At 63.2% G+C, this 22,062-nt stretch carries 36 protein-coding genes; 13 read left to right on the top strand and 23 right to left on the bottom strand.

Features of this window, described 5'->3' with window-relative positions:
- Positions 1-48 precede the first annotated feature (48 nt).
- From SriyCCGPB3_RS08495 to SriyCCGPB3_RS08425, 15 genes are all read right to left on the bottom strand, one after another.
- On the bottom strand, positions 49-393 hold the full coding sequence (locus SriyCCGPB3_RS08495) for a head-tail connector protein (protein ID WP_180836778.1): 345 nt from the start codon (positions 391-393) through the stop codon (positions 49-51).
- A 3-nt stretch (positions 394-396) separates the two neighbouring features.
- A complete protein-coding gene (locus SriyCCGPB3_RS08490; protein WP_350260107.1) occupies positions 397-756 on the bottom strand; it encodes a hypothetical protein in 360 nt (119 codons plus the stop codon).
- 54 nt (positions 757-810) lie between these two features.
- Positions 811-2,022 (bottom strand): phage major capsid protein, encoded by a 1,212-nt coding sequence (locus SriyCCGPB3_RS08485; RefSeq protein ID WP_350260106.1) that lies wholly within the window; start codon positions 2,020-2,022, stop codon positions 811-813.
- A gap of 11 nt (positions 2,023-2,033) precedes the next feature.
- Positions 2,034-2,900 carry a head maturation protease, ClpP-related gene (locus tag SriyCCGPB3_RS08480; RefSeq protein ID WP_350260105.1) on the bottom strand — a complete coding sequence of 289 codons (867 nt, stop codon included), beginning with the start codon at positions 2,898-2,900 and terminating at the stop codon, positions 2,034-2,036.
- A 3-nt stretch (positions 2,901-2,903) separates the two neighbouring features.
- Positions 2,904-4,196: a phage portal protein gene (locus tag SriyCCGPB3_RS08475; protein WP_350260104.1), complete on the bottom strand. Its 1,293-nt coding sequence runs from the start codon at positions 4,194-4,196 to the stop codon at positions 2,904-2,906.
- On the bottom strand, positions 4,193-5,887 hold the full coding sequence (locus tag SriyCCGPB3_RS08470) for a terminase large subunit (protein WP_350260103.1): 1,695 nt from the start codon (positions 5,885-5,887) through the stop codon (positions 4,193-4,195). Before SriyCCGPB3_RS08470 ends, SriyCCGPB3_RS08475 begins: the two co-directional genes overlap by 4 nt.
- Positions 5,880-6,308, bottom strand: a complete 429-nt coding sequence (locus SriyCCGPB3_RS08465; RefSeq protein WP_350260102.1) for a hypothetical protein — start codon at positions 6,306-6,308, stop codon at positions 5,880-5,882. Before SriyCCGPB3_RS08465 ends, SriyCCGPB3_RS08470 begins: the two co-directional genes overlap by 8 nt.
- A gap of 142 nt (positions 6,309-6,450) precedes the next feature.
- Positions 6,451-6,789 carry an HNH endonuclease gene (locus SriyCCGPB3_RS08460; protein ID WP_350260101.1) on the bottom strand — a complete coding sequence of 113 codons (339 nt, stop codon included), beginning with the start codon at positions 6,787-6,789 and terminating at the stop codon, positions 6,451-6,453.
- A 29-nt stretch (positions 6,790-6,818) separates the two neighbouring features.
- Positions 6,819-7,331: a Rha family transcriptional regulator gene (locus SriyCCGPB3_RS08455; protein ID WP_350260100.1), complete on the bottom strand. Its 513-nt coding sequence runs from the start codon at positions 7,329-7,331 to the stop codon at positions 6,819-6,821.
- 201 nt (positions 7,332-7,532) lie between these two features.
- Positions 7,533-8,000 (bottom strand): hypothetical protein, encoded by a 468-nt coding sequence (locus SriyCCGPB3_RS08450; protein WP_350260099.1) that lies wholly within the window; start codon positions 7,998-8,000, stop codon positions 7,533-7,535.
- Complete coding sequence (locus tag SriyCCGPB3_RS08445; RefSeq protein ID WP_350260098.1) at positions 7,997-8,311, bottom strand: hypothetical protein; 315 nt, start codon at positions 8,309-8,311, stop codon at positions 7,997-7,999. Before SriyCCGPB3_RS08445 ends, SriyCCGPB3_RS08450 begins: the two co-directional genes overlap by 4 nt.
- Positions 8,308-8,796: a glycoside hydrolase family 24 protein gene (locus SriyCCGPB3_RS08440; protein ID WP_180836766.1), complete on the bottom strand. Its 489-nt coding sequence runs from the start codon at positions 8,794-8,796 to the stop codon at positions 8,308-8,310. Before SriyCCGPB3_RS08440 ends, SriyCCGPB3_RS08445 begins: the two co-directional genes overlap by 4 nt.
- 67 nt (positions 8,797-8,863) lie before the next feature.
- Entirely contained in the window at positions 8,864-9,337 is a 474-nt protein-coding gene (locus SriyCCGPB3_RS08435) for a hypothetical protein (RefSeq protein ID WP_197638863.1), read from the bottom strand.
- A gap of 40 nt (positions 9,338-9,377) precedes the next feature.
- A complete protein-coding gene (locus SriyCCGPB3_RS08430) occupies positions 9,378-10,073 on the bottom strand; it encodes a hypothetical protein (RefSeq protein WP_350260097.1) in 696 nt (231 codons plus the stop codon).
- A complete protein-coding gene (locus SriyCCGPB3_RS08425; protein WP_350260096.1) occupies positions 10,070-10,483 on the bottom strand; it encodes a hypothetical protein in 414 nt (137 codons plus the stop codon). The genes SriyCCGPB3_RS08430 and SriyCCGPB3_RS08425 overlap by 4 nt, the downstream gene beginning before the upstream one ends.
- Positions 10,484-10,622: 139 nt before the next feature.
- Here SriyCCGPB3_RS08425 and SriyCCGPB3_RS08420 point away from each other — a divergent pair, with 139 nt between their 5' ends.
- Positions 10,623-11,243 carry a hypothetical protein gene (locus tag SriyCCGPB3_RS08420; protein ID WP_350260095.1) on the top strand — a complete coding sequence of 207 codons (621 nt, stop codon included), beginning with the start codon at positions 10,623-10,625 and terminating at the stop codon, positions 11,241-11,243.
- A 37-nt stretch (positions 11,244-11,280) separates the two neighbouring features.
- Here the strand turns inward: SriyCCGPB3_RS08420 and SriyCCGPB3_RS08415 are convergent, their stop codons facing one another.
- The 6 genes from SriyCCGPB3_RS08415 to SriyCCGPB3_RS08390 all read right to left on the bottom strand — a co-directional run bounded on the left by SriyCCGPB3_RS08415 (position 11,281) and on the right by SriyCCGPB3_RS08390 (position 14,203).
- Positions 11,281-11,475, bottom strand: a complete 195-nt coding sequence (locus SriyCCGPB3_RS08415) for a hypothetical protein (RefSeq protein WP_350260094.1) — start codon at positions 11,473-11,475, stop codon at positions 11,281-11,283.
- A complete protein-coding gene (locus SriyCCGPB3_RS08410; RefSeq protein WP_350260093.1) occupies positions 11,472-11,837 on the bottom strand; it encodes a Ref family recombination enhancement nuclease in 366 nt (121 codons plus the stop codon). The genes SriyCCGPB3_RS08415 and SriyCCGPB3_RS08410 overlap by 4 nt, the downstream gene beginning before the upstream one ends.
- Positions 11,837-12,466: a hypothetical protein gene (locus SriyCCGPB3_RS08405; RefSeq protein WP_350260092.1), complete on the bottom strand. Its 630-nt coding sequence runs from the start codon at positions 12,464-12,466 to the stop codon at positions 11,837-11,839. The genes SriyCCGPB3_RS08410 and SriyCCGPB3_RS08405 overlap by 1 nt, the downstream gene beginning before the upstream one ends.
- Positions 12,405-13,283, bottom strand: a complete 879-nt coding sequence (locus tag SriyCCGPB3_RS08400) for a helix-turn-helix domain-containing protein (protein WP_350260091.1) — start codon at positions 13,281-13,283, stop codon at positions 12,405-12,407. Before SriyCCGPB3_RS08400 ends, SriyCCGPB3_RS08405 begins: the two co-directional genes overlap by 62 nt.
- 1 nt (position 13,284) lies before the next feature.
- Complete coding sequence (locus SriyCCGPB3_RS08395; protein WP_350260090.1) at positions 13,285-13,596, bottom strand: winged helix-turn-helix domain-containing protein; 312 nt, start codon at positions 13,594-13,596, stop codon at positions 13,285-13,287.
- A gap of 91 nt (positions 13,597-13,687) precedes the next feature.
- The gene (locus tag SriyCCGPB3_RS08390) at positions 13,688-14,203 is read right to left on the bottom strand and encodes a phage regulatory CII family protein (RefSeq protein WP_350260089.1); all 516 of its coding nucleotides are present in this window, start codon (positions 14,201-14,203) and stop codon (positions 13,688-13,690) included.
- Between the two features lie 176 nt (positions 14,204-14,379).
- Between SriyCCGPB3_RS08390 and SriyCCGPB3_RS08385 the strand changes: the two genes are divergently transcribed.
- Positions 14,380-14,640 carry a hypothetical protein gene (locus SriyCCGPB3_RS08385; protein WP_350260088.1) on the top strand — a complete coding sequence of 87 codons (261 nt, stop codon included), beginning with the start codon at positions 14,380-14,382 and terminating at the stop codon, positions 14,638-14,640.
- 185 nt (positions 14,641-14,825) lie between these two features.
- On the opposite strand, the gene SriyCCGPB3_RS08380 is transcribed toward SriyCCGPB3_RS08385, so the two are convergent.
- Complete coding sequence (locus SriyCCGPB3_RS08380) at positions 14,826-15,257, bottom strand: hypothetical protein (RefSeq protein ID WP_350260087.1); 432 nt, start codon at positions 15,255-15,257, stop codon at positions 14,826-14,828.
- A 72-nt stretch (positions 15,258-15,329) separates the two neighbouring features.
- On the opposite strand from SriyCCGPB3_RS08380, the gene SriyCCGPB3_RS08375 reads away from it, so the two are divergent.
- From SriyCCGPB3_RS08375 to SriyCCGPB3_RS08350, 6 genes are all read left to right on the top strand, one after another.
- Positions 15,330-16,016, top strand: coding sequence for a LexA family transcriptional regulator (locus tag SriyCCGPB3_RS08375; protein ID WP_350260086.1), 687 nt, complete (start codon positions 15,330-15,332; stop codon positions 16,014-16,016).
- Positions 16,017-16,994: 978 nt separating this feature from the next.
- Entirely contained in the window at positions 16,995-17,186 is a 192-nt protein-coding gene (locus tag SriyCCGPB3_RS08370; RefSeq protein WP_350260085.1) for a hypothetical protein, read from the top strand.
- Positions 17,183-17,398 carry a hypothetical protein gene (locus SriyCCGPB3_RS08365; RefSeq protein WP_350260084.1) on the top strand — a complete coding sequence of 72 codons (216 nt, stop codon included), beginning with the start codon at positions 17,183-17,185 and terminating at the stop codon, positions 17,396-17,398. The genes SriyCCGPB3_RS08370 and SriyCCGPB3_RS08365 overlap by 4 nt, the downstream gene beginning before the upstream one ends.
- The gene (locus SriyCCGPB3_RS08360; RefSeq protein WP_350260083.1) at positions 17,398-17,640 is read left to right on the top strand and encodes a hypothetical protein; all 243 of its coding nucleotides are present in this window, start codon (positions 17,398-17,400) and stop codon (positions 17,638-17,640) included. Before SriyCCGPB3_RS08365 ends, SriyCCGPB3_RS08360 begins: the two co-directional genes overlap by 1 nt.
- A 77-nt stretch (positions 17,641-17,717) precedes the next feature.
- On the top strand, positions 17,718-17,930 hold the full coding sequence (locus tag SriyCCGPB3_RS08355; protein ID WP_099605610.1) for a hypothetical protein: 213 nt from the start codon (positions 17,718-17,720) through the stop codon (positions 17,928-17,930).
- Positions 17,927-18,766 (top strand): hypothetical protein, encoded by an 840-nt coding sequence (locus SriyCCGPB3_RS08350; protein ID WP_350260082.1) that lies wholly within the window; start codon positions 17,927-17,929, stop codon positions 18,764-18,766. Before SriyCCGPB3_RS08355 ends, SriyCCGPB3_RS08350 begins: the two co-directional genes overlap by 4 nt.
- Positions 18,767-18,776: 10 nt before the next feature.
- Here SriyCCGPB3_RS08350 and SriyCCGPB3_RS08345 read toward each other — a convergent pair whose 3' ends face one another.
- Complete coding sequence (locus SriyCCGPB3_RS08345; protein ID WP_350260081.1) at positions 18,777-19,085, bottom strand: hypothetical protein; 309 nt, start codon at positions 19,083-19,085, stop codon at positions 18,777-18,779.
- Between the two features lie 278 nt (positions 19,086-19,363).
- Between SriyCCGPB3_RS08345 and SriyCCGPB3_RS08340 the strand changes: the two genes are divergently transcribed.
- The 5 genes from SriyCCGPB3_RS08340 to SriyCCGPB3_RS08320 all read left to right on the top strand — a co-directional run bounded on the left by SriyCCGPB3_RS08340 (position 19,364) and on the right by SriyCCGPB3_RS08320 (position 21,839).
- Positions 19,364-19,948: a hypothetical protein gene (locus tag SriyCCGPB3_RS08340; protein ID WP_350260080.1), complete on the top strand. Its 585-nt coding sequence runs from the start codon at positions 19,364-19,366 to the stop codon at positions 19,946-19,948.
- Positions 19,945-20,253 (top strand): hypothetical protein, encoded by a 309-nt coding sequence (locus SriyCCGPB3_RS08335; protein ID WP_350260079.1) that lies wholly within the window; start codon positions 19,945-19,947, stop codon positions 20,251-20,253. Before SriyCCGPB3_RS08340 ends, SriyCCGPB3_RS08335 begins: the two co-directional genes overlap by 4 nt.
- An 11-nt stretch (positions 20,254-20,264) precedes the next feature.
- Positions 20,265-20,483 (top strand): helix-turn-helix transcriptional regulator, encoded by a 219-nt coding sequence (locus SriyCCGPB3_RS08330; protein ID WP_065183319.1) that lies wholly within the window; start codon positions 20,265-20,267, stop codon positions 20,481-20,483.
- 403 nt (positions 20,484-20,886) lie between these two features.
- On the top strand, positions 20,887-21,366 hold the full coding sequence (locus SriyCCGPB3_RS08325) for a hypothetical protein (RefSeq protein ID WP_239496547.1): 480 nt from the start codon (positions 20,887-20,889) through the stop codon (positions 21,364-21,366).
- A 62-nt stretch (positions 21,367-21,428) separates the two neighbouring features.
- On the top strand, positions 21,429-21,839 hold the full coding sequence (locus tag SriyCCGPB3_RS08320; protein ID WP_153855106.1) for a hypothetical protein: 411 nt from the start codon (positions 21,429-21,431) through the stop codon (positions 21,837-21,839).
- Positions 21,840-22,062 lie beyond the last annotated feature (223 nt).

Here is a 22,062-nt window from a genome sequence, read left to right as displayed (position 1 = left end):
CATTTCATGAGCCAGGCACGCCGGCGCGCGCAGCCAGAGCACGCCACGTCAGACGCCGAGCCCGACCCGGTGCGGCCACAGCAGGCTGTGCGCACCCATTGGGATCTTCACCGTGGCACCTGAGCTGGACTGCACGTCCTCGCGGGTCATGTAGAGGTGGCCCAGCATCAGCAGGACCGCCGCGCGTACGGCGTCGGTCACCACCATCGGGTCGCACCCTGCGGTTCCGGCCAGCACAGCGGCGGCCATGCTGGCGGCGTCAGGGAACACTTTCCGGTTCATGAATTCCTGCGCCGCCTCCTCGGCGGCGCCACCGTATAGCTCCAGCATGGCATCGTCGGCGCTATCGGCCCGGCAGTGCTGCCGGGCCTGCTCGATGGTGATCAGCTGCATGGCTCAGGCCTGGTCGGGCGTCGCCGCCTTGATAGCGGTTTCGATTGCCTCGATCACCGTGGCGCGGGCTTTCTCGCCCTTGGCAGTTTCCGCCTTCAGCGCAGCGTCCAGCAATGCGAGGTCGGTCACCGCAGCGATCGCCGCGATCGCGTCGGAAGCCTTCTGACGGACAAGCTGAGCGCCAGCGTCGGCCGCTCCAGTCGGAGCAGCTGGGCCAGCGCCGGTGACCGCCGCCTCGCCAGCCAGCTTCACGAGGCCACGCTTGACCAGCAAGTCCGCGTGTTGGTTGGATACATCGAACTCCGCGCCCCGGCTACGGCTTCCGTGGTGTTCGAACGAGGTGAGCGCAATGACCTTGGCCATTATCTGGTTCCTTCGTCAGGTGCAGCGCCCGGCTGTGCCGGGCGCCATGTGTTGTCAGCCGCCGGCGCCAGCGCCGTCGGTGACCGGCAGACCGTCGAAGCCACCCTTCACGAAGGCCTCGGGGCGGAACACGGTCAGGCCCACATCCTCTTCGCAGAGGATGGTGACCATGTTCTTGACGAAGTTGTCGCGGTCCTGGTTGGAGACCGTGATGTTCGCCTGCTCGCGGTCCCACCCCTGGGCACCCATCTTGAAGGCACCGGTCAGGAAGTCGCCCTGGTCCATGGCCTTGGTTGCCACGACCGGGCGCGCCCACAGACCCGGGACAGCCAGGCCACGCGGCGTGGCGAACAGGTAGGCGTTCTCGGTGGTCTTCGACAGCTCGATGGTGGTCCAGTCGATGGGGTTCAGCACGATGCCATCGGCTTCGTACTCGGCCAGGGTCACCTGCAGCATGGCAATGCGCAGACGGTCGATGGCCGTCTCGTTCTGCACGGTCACACCCGGGTTCACATAGGTCGTGGCCTGGGTGTAGAGGCCATTGATATTCAGGCCGACGCCCGAACCCTTCAGCAGCTGCGCTTCTTCCTTCAGCTTCAGGCCGTACATCAGGCGGCCATTGATGTAGGCCTGCAGCATGCTGGCATCACGCAGAACCTGCTTGGACGCGCGGATCCAGTGGGCGATGGTGGCGATCTTGGCCGAGTCCAGCTCGAACGCCAGATCAGACTCCGGCTTCGGATTGGTCGGGTTCTCCGCCACCACGTCCGCGTTGTTGGTGAAGCCGGTCTCGCGCACGTACTCGATGCTGTCCGAGGAGGTAGGCCCCCAAGTCAGAAGATCGCGGATGAAAAGGCGCTGGTTCGGCGTTGCAACCACGCCGGGAACGCGCTGCGGCTGGATCAGGGTGCCGGCCGAGGCGTCTTCGCGGGTGATAGCCGCCTTGACCGTGAAACTGCCCTGCATACCCGGGTTGAAGTTCTTGCAGGCATCGGACGCGGCAACCACTTCGCCGATGGTCAGGGCCTTGGCCGGGGAGCCGCCACCCTGCTCCAGCTTGGCGATGACCTGCTGGGCAGCCTGCAGATTGGCCTGCAGCTCGCCCTGGGTGACCAGCAGCTGGTCGACCTTGGCCTTGGTTTCTTCGGACAGCTGCGCATGCGCGCTGATATCGGCCTTCGCCTGCTCCGCATGCTTCTTGAGCTGCTCGTTCACCTTCTCCAGGCTGGAGTTGATGCTCTTGATGTCTTCGTCGATCTGAGCCATGTGGATTTCCTTCAGAGGTGGTTGGTGAGGGAGGCGGCAAGTGCCGCATTTGCTTTGGTCTGCGGCACCGACGGCGCCCCAGGATCGGTGGGATCGCCCTCACCGCTGCCAGCGGGATCACCCGCACTGGACTTGAACTGGCTGATCAGACGCATGGCCTCGGACTTCGGCATGCCAGAGGCCCGCAGAGCGGCCTCCATACGACGCACCGCTGAGGCGTTCTTGCTGTCATCTGCCTTGCCGATTTCGTCGGAGTCGAGCAGCGAATCGGCGAAGCCCTGGGAAACGGCGGCGCTGCCGCCGATGTAGGACTCGCGATCCATGAGCTTCTGCATGGCCTTGAGGTCTTCGCCGGTCCTGGCCGCATACACGTCGGCCATGGCCTGGTCGAATGGCTCCAGCTGATCAGCAATCTCGCGCAGCTCGTGGCGATTGCCTGCGGCCAGGAGCCAGCAGTTGTGGATCATCAGGAAGCCCGCCCGTGCAATCTGCACGTGGTCGCCGGCCATCGCGATGATGGAAGCGGCAGAGGCCGCAATACCCATCACCTTCACCGTGACCTCGCCCGGGTGCTCGCGAAGCATCGAGTACATGGCCAGGCCTTCGAACATGTCGCCGCCGGGAGAGTTGATGGCAACGGTGACCGGCCCCTTGCCCAGCGAGCGCAGCGCCGCAGACATACGCTTCGCAGTGAAGCCGCCGCCGGTCCACCAGTCCTCACCGATCACGTCGTAGATGCCGATCGTGCGGTCTCCCTGATCCTCAGCCGCAGCGCGGATGCTGGAATCCCAGCGATCAAACGCCGACGGCGCGATGTAACTGCGCACATCCATCTGCGGCCGTCCGCTCGGAACGCCCGGGGTTGCACGGATGGTCATCGATTACTCCTTGATGGCGGCGTCGGGAACGCCAAGAAATGCGCGCATCGAGGCGCGAGCGGCATTGCCGTCTTCGGCCTGGCCAAGCTTGTCCAGCGGAGCAAGAGCGGTCTGCACCGTCAGCACCGCGGCGTTGCCCCCCATCGGCTCGCGGTCTTCCAGCTCACGAACTTCGTCGCGGGTCAGAATTCCGTTGTTGACCATGGCTGCGTAGAAGGCAGCGCGACCCGCGCTGTCGGCGCGAAGAAGGCCCTCAACGGCGAACTTCGGGTAGAACTTGGTGCGCTCGGCAGGTGTCAGAAGATCCTTGCTGATCGCCTGCTCGATTCGACGGAGCCAGGGGCCGAGGGTGAACGTCAGGAAGCCGATCATCTGCTGCTCGATCCCGGTCCCCCAGCTGGTCGACTTCTCGGCGTGGCCGACCATGAACGGAGGAACACGGAACCACCGACAGATTTCCTCCACCGAGAACGCGCGCGACTCAAGCAGCTGGGCGTCGGCCGGGTTGATGCCGATCGTCTTGATTTCAGAACCTGCTTCCAGGATGACCGGTCGCCCCGCATTCACTGCTCCGCTCAGTGTTTCCAGCGTTTCCCGCGCTTCTTTGCGCTGGTCAGGCTTAAGCGTGCTGGGGTAGGAAATAGCCGTGGTCGGCATCAGTCCCTTGGAGAACGTTGAGCTTGCTGCCATGTCAGCGCCGATGGCGGCGCCGAACACCTCGGCGCCGTATCCGATGACAGAGACGCCCTCTTTCCCATCCAAGGAGAAACCTGGGATGTTCCAGACGCGGTCGTTTGGTATCTCCCGCTGCAGCCCGTTCTCATCCATGTACCGCCAGACCTTCACCCCATCGCGGCGGAACGAGGTCAGCCTGTCCGGGTGAAGGAACTGCAGGCCAACCACGCGGCCTCCAATCATCAGCTTCTCGCAGCGCGCATTGCCACGTAGCAGCATCGCCGCAACGCTCGCTTCCCAATGCACGGCTGCCGTGGTGTCGGAGTTAGGCTGATCGTGCAGGATGAACTGAAGCGGATGGTGGCTCGCCACGCGCTTGCCTGTGCTCGTCTTTTCGTACATCGAAAGGGGCAGCGTGGAGATGGTCTCCGAGATCAGGCGCACGCAGGACCAGACCGCAGACAACTTCAGCACGGTCTCATGGTTCACCGGCACACCCGCCGCCGAGTTCGAGCCGAAGTAGTCCGCCCAGAAGTCGCCATCAGTCAGATGGATGGGAACCCCAAGCCACTTGAGCGCCGCAGCGCGAAGCCGCCCTGGCTTCTTCGCCGCGGCCTTCATCCGATCACCGGACTGGCAATGAAATCACCGGCATCGTCACCCTGGGAGGCCGCCGGCATGCTCAGCCCGATGGCCATCAACAAGGTCGACATGTCGTCGATCTTGTCCGGCGATCGCTTCTTGTCAGGCTTCATGTTCAGGTTTCCGTCCTTCACGGCAATGAGGTTCGATGCGCACCAGTTCAGAACCGGGTCGTTTCCGTGCCGGATCTTCCTGCTGATGTAGGCGCGCTCAAGTTCCTGCATCGCCGGGTGATAGTTCTTCGTGGTCTGGCCGAACTCGATCAGCGGATGACCCTCTGCCAGCAGCCGTTGGGTGATCTCTTGGGCGTTCCACTTATCGAAGCCGATCACCAGGGGATTGAACCTGGCGATGTCCTCCCTCATGCGCGCCTCTACCACCTGGTAGTCGGTGACTTCGCCCTCGGTCACCTCGATCAGCCCGGCCGCAACCCAGCCCGCGTAGGGAACAACCCCGCGCTCTGTTCGAGCGCGAACTGCATCCTCTGGAACGAACCGGCGGCCCCAGGTGTAGTAGATCTCGTCCACCTTCCACACCAGGCGCCAGGAGGTAAGGTCCAGGTTGCTCGCGAGGTCCAAGCCCGCCCAGCAGGGATGGCCGGCGAGCCAGTCCAGGTCGACCTCGCCCCCACCCTTCTGCCACTTCGTCAGGTCGACCCAGCCCGTTGCAGAGGACGCCGGGCGGTTAAGCCGCTTGATCTTGAATTCGGCCAGCTTCGATGGCATCTGCCGCGCTTCGACAGCCTCCTTGCGGATTGCCTTCAGCAAGTGCGGGTTGGCGTCCATCAGAGGGTTGGCCTTGGGCCACGCCGACTCGTCGAACTCGTCGTCGTCCTCGTCGACCGCGTAGAACACCACCAGGAAGTGGTCCGCCGAATCGCCCAAGATGCCCTGCAGCACCTGCTTGGCGAACTGTCGAATCTCTCCCCATGGACCAGGGTTGGTGTATCCCTCGGTCGTGGTGTAGAGCCACAGCGGGTTGCTGCGTGCGCCGGCCGCCGAAGTCAGCACGTTCAGCAGGTCCGCCGACTTGTGGGCGTGGATCTCGTCCAGCCCCACATGGGAAGGATTCAGGCCGTCCTGCGTGCTGGCCTTGGCGTTGATCGGCTTGAAGCTGGCCCCGGTCTCCACTCTGCTGATCGAGTTGGCCCAGCAGGCCAAGCCGAACGCCTCCTGCAGATCCGGCGTCTTCTCCGTCATCCGCTTCGCGACGTTGAAGATGATGCGTGCCTGGCGGCCAGTGGTCGCCGCCGAGATGATCTGGGCTCCCTCTTCTTCCTCGCAGCACTGGCAGTACAGCAGGATCGCCGCCGCCAGAGTCGACTTGGCGTTCTTGCGCGCCACCGCGAACAGAGCCGAGGTGAAACGTCTGCTGCCGTCCAGGTTGCGGAACCCGAACAGCTGCACGACGAAGAACACGTGGGACCGGTGCAGCTCAATCTCCGGTCGTGCCCACTTGCCTTCAACGTGCGGAAGCTTCTCGATGAAGTCGCACGGGTCGCAGGCATGCCACTCGTCGAACAGGAAAGGTGGGCGCTTCCGCTTTGCGCGCTTCAGGTCCGCAAGGAACCGCTTCGCGGCCAGGCGCACCCACTTCCCGAACTTCCGGCCCTTCTTGTCTGCTACGGCCTCTTCTGCATAGGCCGTGGCGATGCCGACGTAATCACGCACGGGGCTTCCGCTTCGCACCATTGCTGGCGAACGCGTTCCCCGACTTCTCGACCTCCCCCGCCGGCTTAACCTTGCCTTGGGCAACCGGCGTCAGGCCGAAGTCATTCATCAGCCCGCGCAGCTGGGAGACCATCGAGGCCACGGGCGCCAAGCCGGCGGCATACAGCTGCACGGTGTTGCCGTGCAGAGCGCACAGCTGTCCGAACGCTGAAAGCCCGGCCTCGGTGAGCAGCTTGTTCGCGTGGAGGATCGGCGCCAGCCGGTCCCACTCCTTGATGGCATGGGCGTTCGGAAGCCAGTCCGGTGCCGGCGGCACGTCCGAAACCAACGGGAGGTCAGCGGCTGGCGCCGGCGGCGCGCGGTCGGGGCGATCCGTGCCGGCCACCACTTTCAGCGATGTCGGTTTGCGCGGATTCGCCATGGGTAGTCCAGGAGCGGCGACTTGGCCGCGAAAAAATGGTTTTTCTCAACTGACGGTGCAAAAAAACGTCTGGGCGCACGGTCAGGGAGGCGAACCGCCCCAACTTTTGACCCTCCCCCACCCTGCCTGCGGTTGTTGCGATTCATTCGCGTCCACGCGCGCGTTTCGGGGTCGCCTTCGCACCTCGGTGCCAGTTGCCGAACCCGCCATCCTCGGTCGCGGTCTTGCGGTCATGGCAGGGCTTGCAGAGGGGCTGCCAGTTGTCGGTGTCCCAGAACAGCGCCTGGCTGCCCTTGTGCGGGGTGATGTGGTCGACCACCGTCGCGACGGTGACGTGACCGGAACGCTGGCACTCAGCGCATAGCGGGTGCCTGAGCAGGAAAGTGGCGCGGGCGCGCTGCCATCGGCTGCCATAGCCGCGTTCAGCCGTGGTCTGCCTCACTGCTGCGGCCGGCACGTGCACGACAGCCTGCCTGGGCATGGCGTTGTGCTTGGGTGCACGGCGCGGCATTAACCACCACCGAACGTAAGGCTCAGCTGCGGGTCGAGCCGCTGCAGCCGCTGCTGGTGCTCAACCTTCCGGCGCTTCCAGCGGTTCATGTCCTTGGCGCAGTTGGAGACGTGCTCCCGCTCTTGGCGGTATTCCACATACGCCACGTTCCAGCGCTCCATCGCACCCGATGCCTGGGTGCGGATGAACCCGGCCATCCGGTTGAAGGCACGAATGAACGCCCAGCGAATCTCCGCAGCCTTCTTACCGGTGAAGGCCAATGCCACGGCCATGAAGCCATCCTTGGTCATCAGGTAATACGGCTGCGGCTTTCCGTTCTGTAAGTCACTGATTTCATGGCAAAGCTCAAAATTGAGCTTTGCAGATCTATCGGGTGCGTCCTGGACTGCCTGCGCTACAGAGCGCAGAACGTTCTTGTGCTGCTTGCCGAAATACTTGGCAATTCGCCTGCTGTCGGTCATTGGCTGACCGCCAGCCAGCATCACCATGTCCTGAACAGAGTCGATGTTCATTACCTGCTCCTTGTGGACCTGCCTGCAGAGGAAGCGCGACCAGCCTATCGGGCAGGACGACAGACGTTCGGTAGCGAACCTAGGCCGCGCTGGAGACGGTGTGCCTCGCCGACGAACTGTGCCGTTGGGGAAATCCGGGTCAATGGTCGAAGCACGGAGACAGCACATGCCGTCCGACCATTGACGCCACGGACAGATGTGCTAGTGAGACCGATCAGCGGCGATCACTTCCTGGCAGGCACGGAGGTGGTCATCGGCGTCGCGTCCGATTTGAACAAGAGCGCCCGCGACCTCTGCTCGTAGTTGGGCTGCCTGGTCACGTTCGACGGCGCCGGCGACGGCTTGGGACAGGCGAGCGGTGCTGCAGGTGGCGAGGTCGTCGCGCAGCTGGAGGCTGCCATCGCGCACGCCAGCAGCAACAGCAGCAGGGACGGCCGTGGCCGCGGTGCGGTCTTCTTCATGCTTGGCTCCGATGGTGGCCAGGCGGTCGGCCTGGCGGTGTTCGACAGCGCGGCTCTGGCTCACCTGGTTCGCCACTGCCTCGGCGCCCGCGGCGCGCTGGGTGGCTGCCGTGCGCTCTGCCCGATCACCACGCCAAGCCCATCCGGCCCCAAACATGGCACCAGACCACAGGGTGAAGGTGGCAACTGCGATGGCAATGCGGTTCACTCCGAACCTCCTGCCTTGATCGTGTCGCTGTCAGGGTCAAACGGCGGCGGCTCCAACCCCGCAGCGCGCATCAGGCCTTCAAGCCGGTAGATGTGCCGTATGAGGCGCAGCTCTCGCCTCTCCATCCGGCCAACCCGTTCGCCAAGCCGGGTCACTTCTTCGCGCATCAACTGGATCACATTGACCTCGGCCCCCTCCCTGGCAGTCGCTACGAACTGCTTGCGCCACCACAGCGCAACGCCACCGGCGCCGACCATCAGGCCGCCAACAGCCGTACCGATGGCCTGCCAGTCCACGTCGACCCCGATCATGGCGCCACCATGCCGCCGGCCATCCGGTACACGGCCAACAGGTCAGCCAGCGTGTGCTCGTGCTGCCCGTAGCCGGCGCCAGGCAGGCTCGCCCAGATGTTGCTGACCGCCTTGATGGCCTCCGGGATCTTGCCCGCCTGGATCATCGGCAGCGCGCGGCGCTCCCGGATTTGCTGCAGCGCGATCAGGTCCTGGCTCAGGGGCGTGAAGTCCTTCAGGCCCAGCGTCTTCTTGTACGCGTCGTAGTAGCGGCGCAGCAGCTGGTAGCGGCCGGCTGCAGTGGACTGGATCTTTAGTTTTGGAAGATCCACCAGCACGCGCGGATGGTCGGCGTAGCTCTTGAACAACTGCCCGCCGACGATCACGTCATAGCCGCGGTCCTTGGTGGCCTGCTTGCCGTTATCCGTACCTTCGGACCACGCCAGCATGTCGAGGAAGGCCACGACGTTCACGCCGCCAGCTTGTTGGGGGGTGATCTGTGCCATGGCGGATCCTGAAATGAAAAACCCCGGCTGGGTGGCCGGGGTCGGGTCGTGCGCGATGGTAGTGAATTTACGTTGTTTCCTGCGGAGGTGTCACCTCCGCACCTACGGACGTTCGATCAGGAAGAACCGCAGCCATCCGTTTATCGAAATCAGTTTTGCACCTTGGGCACAGAACCACCATCTTCCCGACGTTTCGAACGATGTGGATGAGACGGTTCTCGGCCTCGAAGCAATGGGGACAATACGGCTCCCCCTGAGCCACACCATCACCGCCCTTCTCGTAATACATGCCGCTAAAACGAACGACCTTCGTCCGATTGCTCAGAGCTTCGGTCAACCTCGCAATCTCCTGGTTCAACTCCGCAGCCTTGTCGCCGGCATCGACAATAGCCATCCGAGCATCGGCCAACAGGGAGATTGCGTCGGCCAGTTTCAGCTTCCACTCCGCCTCGGACAGAGCCTTGTCCGCGGTAAGGACCCCGCGCAACAGATCGGCGCCCGCTTTCACGGCCTGCGCCGCAGTCTGGAACTCCAGAATCATCATCCACTCCGTGTGATGTTTCGCCGGAGCTTAGCACCGGTTATGCCGCAGAGCTGAGCGCGCCTCGCATATGCCAGGCAGCATCTTGCTCCGCCTCGACCATCCTCCCAAGAAGCCACTCGTACACAGGCTTCCATGTCCGGCGGTAGGCCGCTTCATCCCGGCCGATGGCAGCAGCCCGCCGTCGATCGCTTACCGGGCCGAGCCCGGACCCGCCGCACACCTTGCACGGCACCAGCAGCTCCCCAGCCATCGCTTGGCCCCTGCCCTCACAGGCCGAGCAATGCGGGCGCTTAGCGATCTCACCGATCACCGCCGCCGCCAGGGTCGGCAGCGACTCCAGGGTGCTGATCGGCCAGCACTGCGCCTTCACCCGGCCCAGCCGCTGCTGGGCCGCATCACGGTTCGCCCGCTGCTCAGCCGTCGCCGCGCCGCCCCAACCGATACACACCTCGGCCAGGCCGACATCCGTCCGGGCCTCCGCAAGGCGCCTCTGCTGCCGCTGCAGCTCCGGCGTCACCAGCGCAATGACGGCGTCCCGCAGCTTGTGCCGGCGCAGCGCGGCGCCGTCAGGCCACCAACATGCCTCCAGCAGCTCCCGGCCAAGCCCTGCCGGCACCATGCCCAGCGCCGCAGCAATGTCCTGGTTCGTCAGGTCGGGCTTCCCGCCTCCCCGGCCGATGTCGAACTTCACCGTGGTCGGCCCCAGCCGCCCCATCGCCTCACGTGGATTCATGCCCCTTCCCCTGTCGTTGAGTGGCCGGCCGCTTCCGGCCCACCCGTAATCCGTACCACCACCTGACCGCGAGGCCGCCGTTCGTCATGCACGAACAGATGCCCCTGGAACCGCCCATCGTCGATCCCTAGCAGCTGGGCGATGCCATCTCGGTACGGCTTGCACCGGCCCGTCATGTTGTCGTCGTCTGGCAGCTTCTTGCCCGGCGCCTGGTAACAGTCGATCCACAGGTGCAGCTTGCCGGGTGGCAACTGCAGCGCGCGCCACCCAGCATCATGAGCCAGCACCACCGCCGTTTGCCGGGCATGCTTGGTGGCGCGAGCCTTCACCCGGAAGTGGACGCGGGCGTTCGGCGACAGTTCCTTACTCGGCCAAGGGAGTATTAGTTCCAGTGCGCAGTCAAGATGCATAGCTCGGCTCCCACTGTTGTGTCCAGCCCTCCGAAACTTTGCGTGGAAGACTTGCCTGGACCAACCTCCTTTTGGGCAATCCCCAACGTATCATTCGCCTAGACCTATAGGAGAGGCGAAGGTGCGAGACCCACGGGGGATGGATAGAGATATTTTTGTAGTTTTGACAATGGCATTTGGCTTTGGCGTACTCACTTCGTGGGGGCTTTTCTACGTTTGGGGAAGCGCCCCCCAACCCAAAACCATCGACTTGGCAGCATGGACCCAAGCAATAGGCAGTATCCTTGCAATTTGCCTTGCCATTTATGTCCCTTGGCGTCAGAGACGCTACCAGCTCGACGACCAGCGAGAGCGCGCGGCTAAAGAAGATGCCCTTCAACGACAGCTTGTACGAGCAATGCACACTGCCCTTTTCGCACCGATAGAGCGGCATAGGACAAGCTGTGCCAGGACGCTGGAGTGCTTGAATGAAAGTGTCTCGGTTCGGCAAAAGCGGATCAGAGAGGATATGTTTGATCGCTCCCCCGAAATTGACCAGTTCAGAGCGAGCCTTCACTTGATGGGCGAAATCGGGCACGAAATTAATATCTTGATATCTGACCAGGATGTTCTGAGAGGCATGCTTAGGAACCTGCGTGGGCCGACGATCACTCCTGAGAATTTGAAAAAAGCACGCCAACGGCTTGAAAAGGGCTCTAAGAATGCCGAGAGAATCCGCGCTAAATTGGCGAAGGTAGCTGTTGGCAAGGACGTGGGCTGACGACTCTTGGGCTGGAGAGCTGCGCATTTGAAAGCCCCTACTCCCATCTAGCCGCAAGATGCTGCACCTGGCCGCCCCGCGCCTCGAACTCCTCCACCGTCTCGGCCGGGCCACGGATCGTGATTCCGGGCTTTGCGCGCTTGGGGCGGGAAACGGTGTTGAGGTCCATTCGCCGCTCGCGTGGCGCGACTTGAGGGTTCAGCCTCGGCGCCAGGTTGTTCGATTTGTTCATGCCACCCTCAGTTCGTTGATGTACGTCTGGTTTGCAATCAGCTCATCGTCGGAGCCGTACGTCTCGTGGAAGGTCCGCGAGCCATCCAGCAAGCTCGGGCCGTAGATCTGGCGCATCGTTGCGAAGGTGTTGCCCTCCATCGGATGCCGCATGTGGTGCCACTTGCAGAGGGCGTAGCCCTCCATGTGGCCGCGCCGCACGTTCCCGCTCTTGGCGTGGTTGTAGTCGCAGCCGTAGACCACCAGCTCCGGCTCCAGCAGCTCCTGCATCTGCAGCGCCAGGCAGGCCATGCACGGCCCGGTCTTGGCCAGTTCGATCCGAGCCGCTTCTTCCCTGGACGGCGGCGGTGCCTTAGACCACATCAGCTCTCACCGAAACCGAGGTCAGCTGCAGCGCGCGCCATGGCGGCACGGGCGGATTCACGATCACGCACCGGCCGCACGCCGTGCTTCTCCTGCTCGATCGCCAGGACCGGCTCCGGCACTCGCTTGCCCTCCACGACGTGCTGGACAGCGCGCGTATAGGCTTCCTCCAGCATCCGACGCTGCTGCGATCCGTGGTCAGCAGTGGCGTACAGATGCAGGTCCAGCAGTGATCGCACCAGCACGGTGAAGCCGCTCTGCGGCCGGCCAGGCGCCATCTCCCGCTCCACCGCCGCCATGACCGGAATGTCCAGGCACATCGTCAGGAACCGCGGCGGGTTCGGCGGCCACTCCCTGCCCTCGGTCAGGCAGCAGGTCATGCCGCGCGCATGCTGTGCCCGGCTGCGGCCCTTCAACACCTGGAACCACGTGCCGGCGGCAATGGACAGGCTCCCGTCCTTCTTGAACGGCGCCGCTCCGTTCTCGCGCTCCCACTTGCCCGGGAACATGGCCGTCATCTGCTTCCAGAAATCCCACAGGTAGGTCGACTGCTGCTCGGTCAGCGACTCAACCGACGACAGCGAACTCGGCATCGACGACATCGCCTGACCCGCACCCAGCGCCGCCACCGCTGCCACCGCCTCCGCGTTGGGCGTAGAACTGCTGTTCGAGCTGCTCGGTGCGGTCGGCAGAACCGTGTTGAGGGCTTGCATGGGTTGCTCCGGAGTTGCGGGTTGTGGTCGACAGATCGCGTTGAAGCCAAGCCGCCTCGAAGCCTCGCCAGCCGCGCGTGCAGCACTTGCTGAGGCAGTCGTCGACGGTGAACCCCATGGCAGCTGCCCGATGCAGCTCGCGGCCGAAGGTCGCCAGCACCGTCGGCGTCACCGACGCGCGGCAGGTCCGACGGTGGTGAAGCCAGTCGGCCAGAACCTGCGGCGACGGTTCGGACGGCCAAGCCGCGAAGTCCAGCGGCGCAGCGCTGGCCGCAGACGCGCTTGCGCGCCGCTTTTGCTTCTTAGGTTCCTTTCCTGGTTCTATTCCTGGTTCGTGTGCAGCTGGTGCACTACCCTGGTGCACCTCGTTCACCACCGGAGGAACGTCCTTCAACACCCCGTGGTGAACGTCCTTCACCACCAAGTAGGGGTCATTCTCTGGCTCCTTCGGCTGGGCTTGCACGCCAAAGTGGAAGTTGAGCAGGTACTGATTCGCGAGCCGCACGTTGCCGTTGGCTCGCGCCAGGATCGTGATGTAACCGGCCTCGGCTAGCTTCTGGATCTGATCAATCACCGAACGTCGGGAAAGCCCGCAGTCCTCAGCCAGCTTGTCGTGGCTCGGTCGGCAATGCCCCGTGTCCTTGTTGTGGCGCTCGGCCAACATCAGCAGCACCAGCTTCTGGGTGCTGGTCACCTTCTGACGTGCGGCCCAGGCGAACGCTTCGAAGCTCATCTCATACCGCCAGCTGCAGGTTCTGACCCGGGGCCACGGGCCACCAGGTGCACGCCGTGCGGCCGCTGACCGAGCACGGCTTGTTCGGGCCGCGCCAGACGCGCCCCTCTTTCGTCAGCTCCGGCAAGCGACGGGCGAGCATGTAGCGGTCAAGGCTCGTGGCCTGAGACAGCTCGTTGCTGGTCATGCCAGGATGGGCAGCGACCGCGCCGGCGGCCTGGTCCTGCTGAGCGGCCTGCAGGCCGCTCCTTACCACGTATGTAGCGGCGGCGTGGCTGGTCTCGACATCGGTGAAACGAGCAGGGGTGTTCATTGGGTAGCCTCGAGGAAGAGGCTTTCGATGATGAGGACAGAGAACGCTTCGTTTGTCGCGTAACTGCCTCGAATTGGACCGGGGTTAGACATCAGTCGTTCCTCCCCTTCCGCCCCTTCGCGGCCGCCCGAGCGACGTTCCGCTCCAACCGGTGCGCCATCGTGCGCAGAGCCCGCACCTCGCTCACCATCAGCTCGGCTTCGTCGCTATCGATCCGGCGGTCCAGCATCGCCTCAACGGCAGTGCCCGACAGACGGCCAACGCGCGAGGTGATCTCCAGCAGCTTCGTCTGGATGGCGCCGATCTCGTCGGACCAGCCACCCTCCGGCGGCGGCGGAACCGCGTCGACGGCCATGCCGAACTGGCCGGCCAGCGCCTGCATCCACTCCAGCGCGTACTCGCAGCCTCCTGCCTTCTCCTGCATCCACTCGGTCAGCAGCTCAGCGTGTTCGATCGTCAGCGACTCACCCTCCAAGCCGCGCAGCTTCGCGCGCAGCGTCTCCGGGTGCATCGACTTGCCGCGGCGGTCGGCCAGGTATGCAGCTGCCTCGGCCACGCCGCCGGGCGTCTTGCGCACGGAGTTGTAGAGCACGTCCAGCCAGTTCAAAGAGGAGGTTCGGCAAGTCATGGGTCACCTTGGGGAGACAGGTGTTTCAAGGTTTTTCGGGGCATTGCGGCGGCGCATCATGTGCGCCATGGACATCAACAACTCACGGACGACGGGCGTCGCCCTCCCTGCGCTACGCTGGCGTTTCCACACGAACAGCCCGCAAGGAGGGCGACATGGAAGGGGTGAACTTCACTGCAGAGCAGCAGCTGATCTTTCGGCTTGTCGGAGAAGTCGAATTGCTGAAGGGATGCGTGCTGGACCTGATGGCTTCCCAGCGGGACCCGGCGGGAGCCGTCGAATCGATCGAGCGGGCAAACCGCAATGCCATGGCGGTCATCAACGAGATGCTCCAGAACGACCCACCACCGCGGATGGCGTGCCTTGGGCATGCAGATTCACTGGCCCGGACATGGTCGGAGGCGCTGACGCCTTGATTGCTTCGGAGATCAGGCCGCCCGGCCTGGTCGCCTTTTCGAGACTTGCCTTCGATAGCTCTTCGAAAAACTTTCGTGAGACGCGCTCACCCTCTGCGCACTCCGAAAGTTCGGTTTGCGAAGGCTTGTTCAGCCAATCCCGCAGCCACAGCCGCGGATTCCACTTGTCGGACAGCGCGCGCATATCAGGCCACCTCCAGAGGGACATAGCGGTTCTCGTCGGGGTCATGCGGCGCGGGCTGCGCCTGCGGTTGTTCCTGGACACCCAGCAGGCGCTGGATCTCCGGCAGCGCCGGCAAGGCGCCCTCTTCCGACCAGCCCTCAACCTGCGCGGTCGGCAGCTTCAGCACCTTGGCCAGCTGCTGATCCGTCGACAGGCACAGCCGGGCGCGCAGCGCGCGCTTACTCATGCGGCTGTCAACCAGCTGGCGGACTGCTGCAATGCTGGAGCCCACAAAGACCTCCGGCCGCAGCAATTCGAGGAACTGCCTGCGCGCTGGGGGGATTCCACTGGCACGCCACTCGCTGACAGACGGCGGCTTGATCCTGCAGATGCGGGCCACCTCGGTGGTGCCACCCAAGCGGTCGATGATCTCGGAAGCAGTAAGGTTGTCCATTCACCAAGATTAGGACTCGCTAATGCCTCAGTCAATAGCCAGTCCTAATTCGATTGCAGTTAGCCTTTCCTAATGACTACTCTTGCCGAACGCCTGACGCTCGCAATCGAGCACGCGCAGATCACCAAGGCCGAGCTAGCCCGCCGGGTTGGCATTTCTGCTCCCAGCGTCAATGGCTGGTTCAGCGGAAAGGCCAAGTTCCTACGTGGTGAAAACTTGTTGGCCGCTGCTAAGGCGTTGGGCGTCAGCGAAGCCTGGTTGGCCACTGGCAAAGGACCGATGTGTGGCGGGGTGCAAGAGCCCCCTGTCTCATATGTCGCGGAGATTGAGACACCACCCGGCTATGTTCGCTTCGACTTGTTTGAAGGGGGTGCGGGAATGGGCGCGGGGATGGTCAACCAGGACTACCCAGAGGTGGTGAAGACCATCGAGGTCGCAGAATGGGAAGTCCGCAGGAAGCTCGGCTACCTACCCAAGCCAGGCAGGATCCAGATCATCACCGGCCGCGGGCCGTCGATGAAACCCAAGCTCGAAGACGGCGACATTGTCTGGATCGACACCAGCTGCGACTACTTCGACGGTGACGACTACTACCTGATCAACATTGGCGGCGAGACGCAGATCAAGATGCTGCAGAAGCGCGGCGACGGACTGTACGTCGTGAGCGTCAACACTGATTTCCCTGCGTACCGGCCCGATCCGGGTGATGTGAGCATCCTCGGAAAAGCCTTGATTCACGCAGGGTTGCGAAAATTCTAGCTGACTGATCCTAATAAAAAAGCCCCTCTTGAGGGGCTTTTTTATTAGGAAGCTGCCTTGAGCAGCGGCTGAAGCATGTTCTGCAGAACCCAAGTGAGGATGCCTACCATCACTCCGCCAACAGGTATCGTGACGGCGGCAACTGCAACCCACATCTGCACAGTAGTAGGCATGTGCGATAGGCGTTCCTTGATGGAAGCAATGTCTACTTCTACAGACCTAAGTCTTTCGGACACGCTTCTAAGATCAGAACGTACTTCCCCAACGTCTGCCTGGATGTGGCTGACGTCAGATTCAAGCTTGGCTACGCGCGCTTCCATGCCACCATCATTGCCCCCGCCGCCCCCGTTTTCAAGGTTCGCGTCGGGGGTGCGGAAACTACTTCCGCCAGTCACCGATCGCAAGTGCCCCCTGCTCATTCAGCCTCTCCACTCTCGAGCTGCGTATTCCTTGCCTTCTTCCATGAGGCCAGCCTTGTAAGGTTGTGCTGACGCATGAACCCACACCTCATGCACTCCACGACAAACATGCCGATGTAGTAACCGCCGCCTACGCTGGCATCTTTAACAGTGCGCGTAGGGATGGAGGGAAACTGCCCTCCGCCTGGCGACAGAGACACTCCCCAATCTGGATGCGCGCATATAGGGCAAACGGGATCTAAGGGATTCTCTACAGCGTTAAGGAATTCAATGGCGTCTTCGACCGAGATCTCGACCCCATCGTACTCGACCAGCTGTGTTCCGCTCATTCTAGCTTCCAAAGGCCGCCCTGAGTTGGCGGGATACAAGCACCCGATTGTAGTGAATGACGAACAAGGCGCCAAGATTCGAGCTTAGCAGGGGGCATGCGGCATCGCTGTCCTGATCGCATTCAGAACCATATTAGCCACTCCTATTGACTGAGAGATTAGCTACTCCTAATCTACGGCTATCGCCCGACGCAGCCCCCATCCCGGGGACCGGGCGCAGGAGATCACAAATGGCCACCCTTTCCTTGGGCTGCCGATCGGCAGAGATGAAAGTCACCGCTGACCACGTCAGCGAACGCGTCATCGCAGACATGGGCGCTGCCCGCCTACACCTCACCGCCGACGAGGCGGAGCAGCACGCTCACCAGCTGCTGGCTGCAGCCAAGCAGTTGCGCGCCGTGCTCCAGGACGCCGCCGCATGAGCGCCGCCCTCGCCCACCACTCCAACGCTCAGCGCGCCGCTGCAGCCGCAGGCATCGTCGCCCGCGCCGGGCGACGCTGGGGCCTCCTCCCCTACCAGGTCGTCGCAGCCGCCAGCTTCGCCGCCAATGCCGTACTGCGGCAGGGCAAGAGCGCTGCAGGTGCGGTCGCTGCCGTCCGCAGCGCAGCGCGCGCCCACGGCGGAGCAGCCTGATGCGCCACCTGGCCCTGCCCTTCTTCTGCGCCGTCGTCGTCGGCCTGCTCCTCGCACTGCTCCCTTGGGCACTGCGCAACCAGGTCGACGCCGTCGCCCTCGCATGCGCCATTGGCGCCGTGTTGTTCGCATGGCGCGGCTGGGAAGACCTCCAGACCACCTGGCCAGCCTTCAAGGCCGAAATGCAGCGCCGCACCGCCGAGCGGCAGCGCGCGCCGCTGGCCGGTGACGACACCCACTGAGCAACCGCCCGCCCGGGTGACCGGGCTCCGCGCCGGCCGGACTTCCACTCGCCGGCAACCCATTCCAGGAGTCCAGCGTGCGTAACCAGCTCGACATCTTCAAGGACGATCCGGTCCGCATGGCCAAGGCCAACCGCGACGCCGCCGACCACGCGCTGCACGACACGCAGTTCACCGAGCGCGAGCGCCAGGAGCGCTCCGCCTACTACACCAACGAAGCCGAACGGTGGGAGTTCCGCGCCGCTCTCGGCGGCCAGCAGATCAACGGCACAAAGGAGCCGCGAGCATGAGCAACGAAAAGATCACCGAATCCATCCGCGTGCCCTATGACGCCATGGGGCCGGTCGATGCACAGAACCCACCTGCAGCGCGCGCCACCCTGGCGGACGCGCAGCCCGGTGGGAGGGTGAGGCTGGGGGATCAGCTGCCGCCGCTGCCGTACCCGAATTACCCGGTTAGCAAGACCGGCTTGCAGAACAACGCCTACACAGCCTCGCAGATGTGGGACTACGCACGTGCCGCCCTCTCCGCCCAGCCCTCCCCGGGTGGTCAGGGGGATGCGATTACCCCGGCCATGGTCGGTGCTGCTGCCAGTGTGCTCGCCAGGTGGGCGGGCCACGACGACGGCAGCCGTTGGGTACATGAGGCACGCGACGCGCTGGAAGCCGCACTCGCCGCCCGCCAGCCGGCGAAGGCTGCGCCGCAAGGCTGCGATGCATGCGATCGAACCGGCATCCGCCAGAACGATGAAGGTCGCAACATCTGCTGCCCGGACTGCGACTTGGGCAGGGCCTGCGCTGGCGATACCCGCCAGCCGGTGGGGGAGCCGATTGGGTTTCAGTTCCGCAGCCGACAGTGGTCGGACGAAGAATTTGCCGGCCCTTGGCTGAACCCGAACGTTCCTAATCGTGCCCATTACGACTCGCGCCCGGCGAACTACGAAACCAGAAGCATCTACGCCGCACCGCCCGCGCAGGCCGTGGACCTGGGCGCGGCGATCAAGGCCGCGTTCCCGCTGCTCACGGACTATGGCCTGCATCACTCGCAGTGCTGTGCGTACAAGCTGATTGACGAGCGCCACCGGCTGCACAACTTCATCGACAGCCAGGCGGTGGGCAATGGCTAGAAGCGCCCGCTCAGACCGTCGGAACTCCCCAAATGGACTTCACTCCGACCGGGTCACGACGCAGTTCCTCGCTTCCAGCAAGTGTCTTTGCAGTCTCGAGCGCTTCGGCAAGGGCAGCCTCTTCATCGATGAACTCATAGCCGGAGTACAACGCGTTTCGCTCTTCGTCGCCACATCTGACCTTCACGTTCTCGATAGTCGCTCCATCGGGCCAGACGTTGAGTTCAATGACGTAATCAGCCCCCAGCACCACTCCGGTGTGAGTGGCCGGTCGACTGCCGGCACCGCTGTCCAGGTCTTTCGTTCCGCCGCGATCCATGTGCCTTCACTCCAAGTCAAAGGCACAAATTACCCCATGAACCGAGGTAATCCAAATCGATTAGGGAGCAGCCTTCGTACGGAACGATTGGCAGGAATTTCCTTAGCCAAGCACGTCGCCCGCGTACTGCTGACGGAATGCCGTGCCCGGCGTAATGGTCACGGCTTCTGGTTCACCTTCAACGCTGCACAACGCGCGCGTCTGCGCGCCACTGCTCCCGCCGCGCTGCCAGCACTGCCGCGCGCACCGGCGCTACCGGCCCAACTGGATCTGTTCGCATGACCGCACCACTGCCCATTTCTCCGGCCACGACTGTCGAGGCCACCAAGGCATCGTCGCCCGTTGCCGCGGTTGTCTCTGCCATGCGTCATGTCGATCCGGCCACCGCTGTTGAAGGCCGCGAGGTGCGCGCTTGGGCTGACACCCTGCTGAAAGCGCTCTACACCGCACAGCCAGTGCGCTGGGAGTACCGCCACAAGGACGATCACCGGCCAGGCTGCTGGATGCAGGCCGACGCAGGGCACGTCTACGCTGCCCACCAGCGTGGCCTCGTTGTCCGCGCCCTGTTCGAGACACCACGCGTAATCCAGCCCGAGAAGGTCCACGACTTCCAGCGGCGCGTCTGCACGCGCTGCGGCATGAGCGAGGACTGGGCAGGGCCGGATTGTTTTCCGCCTGACAACAAGCCTGACCATCGAAAGCTGCTGCCTGTCGACCCGAGCTGGCTCCTTGAGCCGCTGAAGTGGATCCGCGACGCCGGACCCACACCGATCAGCACGCACGAACGCCGCCGCCGGGCCAACGAAGCCACCTTCCTGATCGAAAAGCTCGAAGCCCACATCGAGGAGTGCAACAAGCCATGACCCAGGAACATATCAGCCACCCGGAAGGGTTGCCGAACTGCGCCGCCGGCCACCGCGCGCGCCACATCCACGACAAGCGCTGTGCGTCCGCCGGTGGCGGCCACCTGGTCGAGTGCGCCTGCAGGTCGACCAGCAAGCATGCCGATCCCGACAAGGCCATGGCGGCGTGGCGCCGGCTCAACCGACCCGAGCGCAGCACGCGGCCGGCCGCGGAGGCTGCGGCGGCCGACAACGTCCTGCAGTTCCAGCTCGGCCTGGGCGGGCGCAAGCCCAAGACCCAGCGCGCGGCGCTGGCGTCGATCTGAAGGAGGACACCATGGCTACCGAGCCGCTTGTTTTCATCAAGATGCCCGAGGTCAAGCGCCGCACGGGCCTGGGCAAGACCACGATCTATGACCGGATCAGCGCCGGCACCTTCCCGGCGCCTGTGCCGCTGGGCGGCAACGCGGTAGGCTGGATTGAGGCCGAGGTGGACGCTTGGCAGGCCGCCCGGGTCGCCGAGCGCGATGGAATTGAACCCGCCAAGGCTGCATAGAATGGGGGTATTGCTGGGGGTATCGAATTCGAACACCAGCACCAACTACCCGCACCATCAACAACTTACGTTCACATTGCGGTAGGGCCCACCTCCACCAACTGCTTGCAGAATCTATCGCTAAGCGGCTGATTTTGCAAGGGTTTTGGCATCGGAGTGATACACGAACTGAGCCTGTCTGCAGGTATCAAAGTAGGTATCACTCCGTGCCAAAGCCATTTTTCCTACGCAGACCGAGCGGGCTATACGTCCGTTTTTTGTGCCTACGGATCTGCAGCCTCTTGTCGGATCCCGTTATCTGGTGCGACGCCTGTCCCCTGCTTCAATCGATCTGATGCGGCTTACAGCGGCGAGCGCCGCTGTGGCACTCTCTCAGGCATTCGACCGCATGAGACGCAGTCCAATGACCGAGAAGGATCGGGACGCCCTGCTGAGAGCGTTGGCCGGAACCATTGACCGCTGGACCGGCAACATCGAGCTGCCCAACGGCACCAAACTGACTGACCTCCAGGTCAATGGCCAGGATGATGCCCAAGCACTGCTCCACACCATCAATGGCTTGTCCTCCACCCAATTTGCAACTCGCGGCGCCGCACTGCCCTCGATCATCGAGCCAGTCCCAAACGACAGCCTCGCTACGCGAATTGACTTGTATCTGCAGGATCTGAGGAATGCGAAGACCTCTAGCGGCAACCTGCTGGACAGCGAAAATACACTGACAATCTTCAAGGAAATTGCTGGCCCAGACGTTCCAATGTCGCAGCTGAGCCAGACGCATGTGCGTGCGTTTCTTAGTGGGCTTCACGACTGGCCCAGCAACGCAAGGAAAAAGACAGCCTACAAGGACCTGTCAGCGCTTCAAATCATCGCCATGGTCAAGTGACGCGCACCGAACGGCCTGGCGACTTCCTACGCTATGCCTAGGTGCCAGCAAGGAAGACCCTAATGGCAAGCCTCGCCTACGACCTCCTGATGGCATTGATTCCCGGCACGGCCGCTGGATACTACTCGGGCTTGCTGATGGCCAAGCTCTCAAAGTTCAATGCGCTGAAATACGAGGCACTTCGAGCTATTCGATCAATCAACTACATGGGCGATGCCAGTAACACACAGATCATCAGTTCAGATAAGAGTGAAGAGCTTCACCTGATAGCATCCGAGCTCTTCCTTCTCAAGCACAAGCGCGCCGGAGTTTCTTTGATGGAAGTTAACAATGAGCTTCTAAATTCAATAGCAGCATGCAAGCACTCGGCGTATCCCGTCGATACCTTCATAAAGCAGATCAGTGACTGGCAAGCCCGAATTCGCGCCCTGAAGGTAGGGCGACGCTTCTTCCTTCCTTGGGGTCAGATCTGATGTCTCTTTGAACCAGCATTGAAAAATTCACCGGCGCCCGAAAATTCTCGGCGCGCTCCGTTTTTCTGCTGAAGAACTCCAAGTGCTCTTTTACCGACAAGGCCACCTCCGGCATCTGATTCAGGACACATCCTCCTGCTGACTCAGGACACTATGGGCCCGCTGTTTTGCCTCGGTCTTTGCTTCTAACCGCCGACCGACCGAGGCAAAGTCGCCCCCGACC

Origin of the sequence: Stenotrophomonas riyadhensis, assembly GCF_040256885.1 — a bacterium.
Taxonomy (GTDB): Bacteria; Pseudomonadota; Gammaproteobacteria; order Xanthomonadales; family Xanthomonadaceae; genus Stenotrophomonas; species Stenotrophomonas riyadhensis.
Note: the sequence above shows the minus strand (reverse complement) of the source record. Positions and strands in the feature narration are given on the sequence as shown.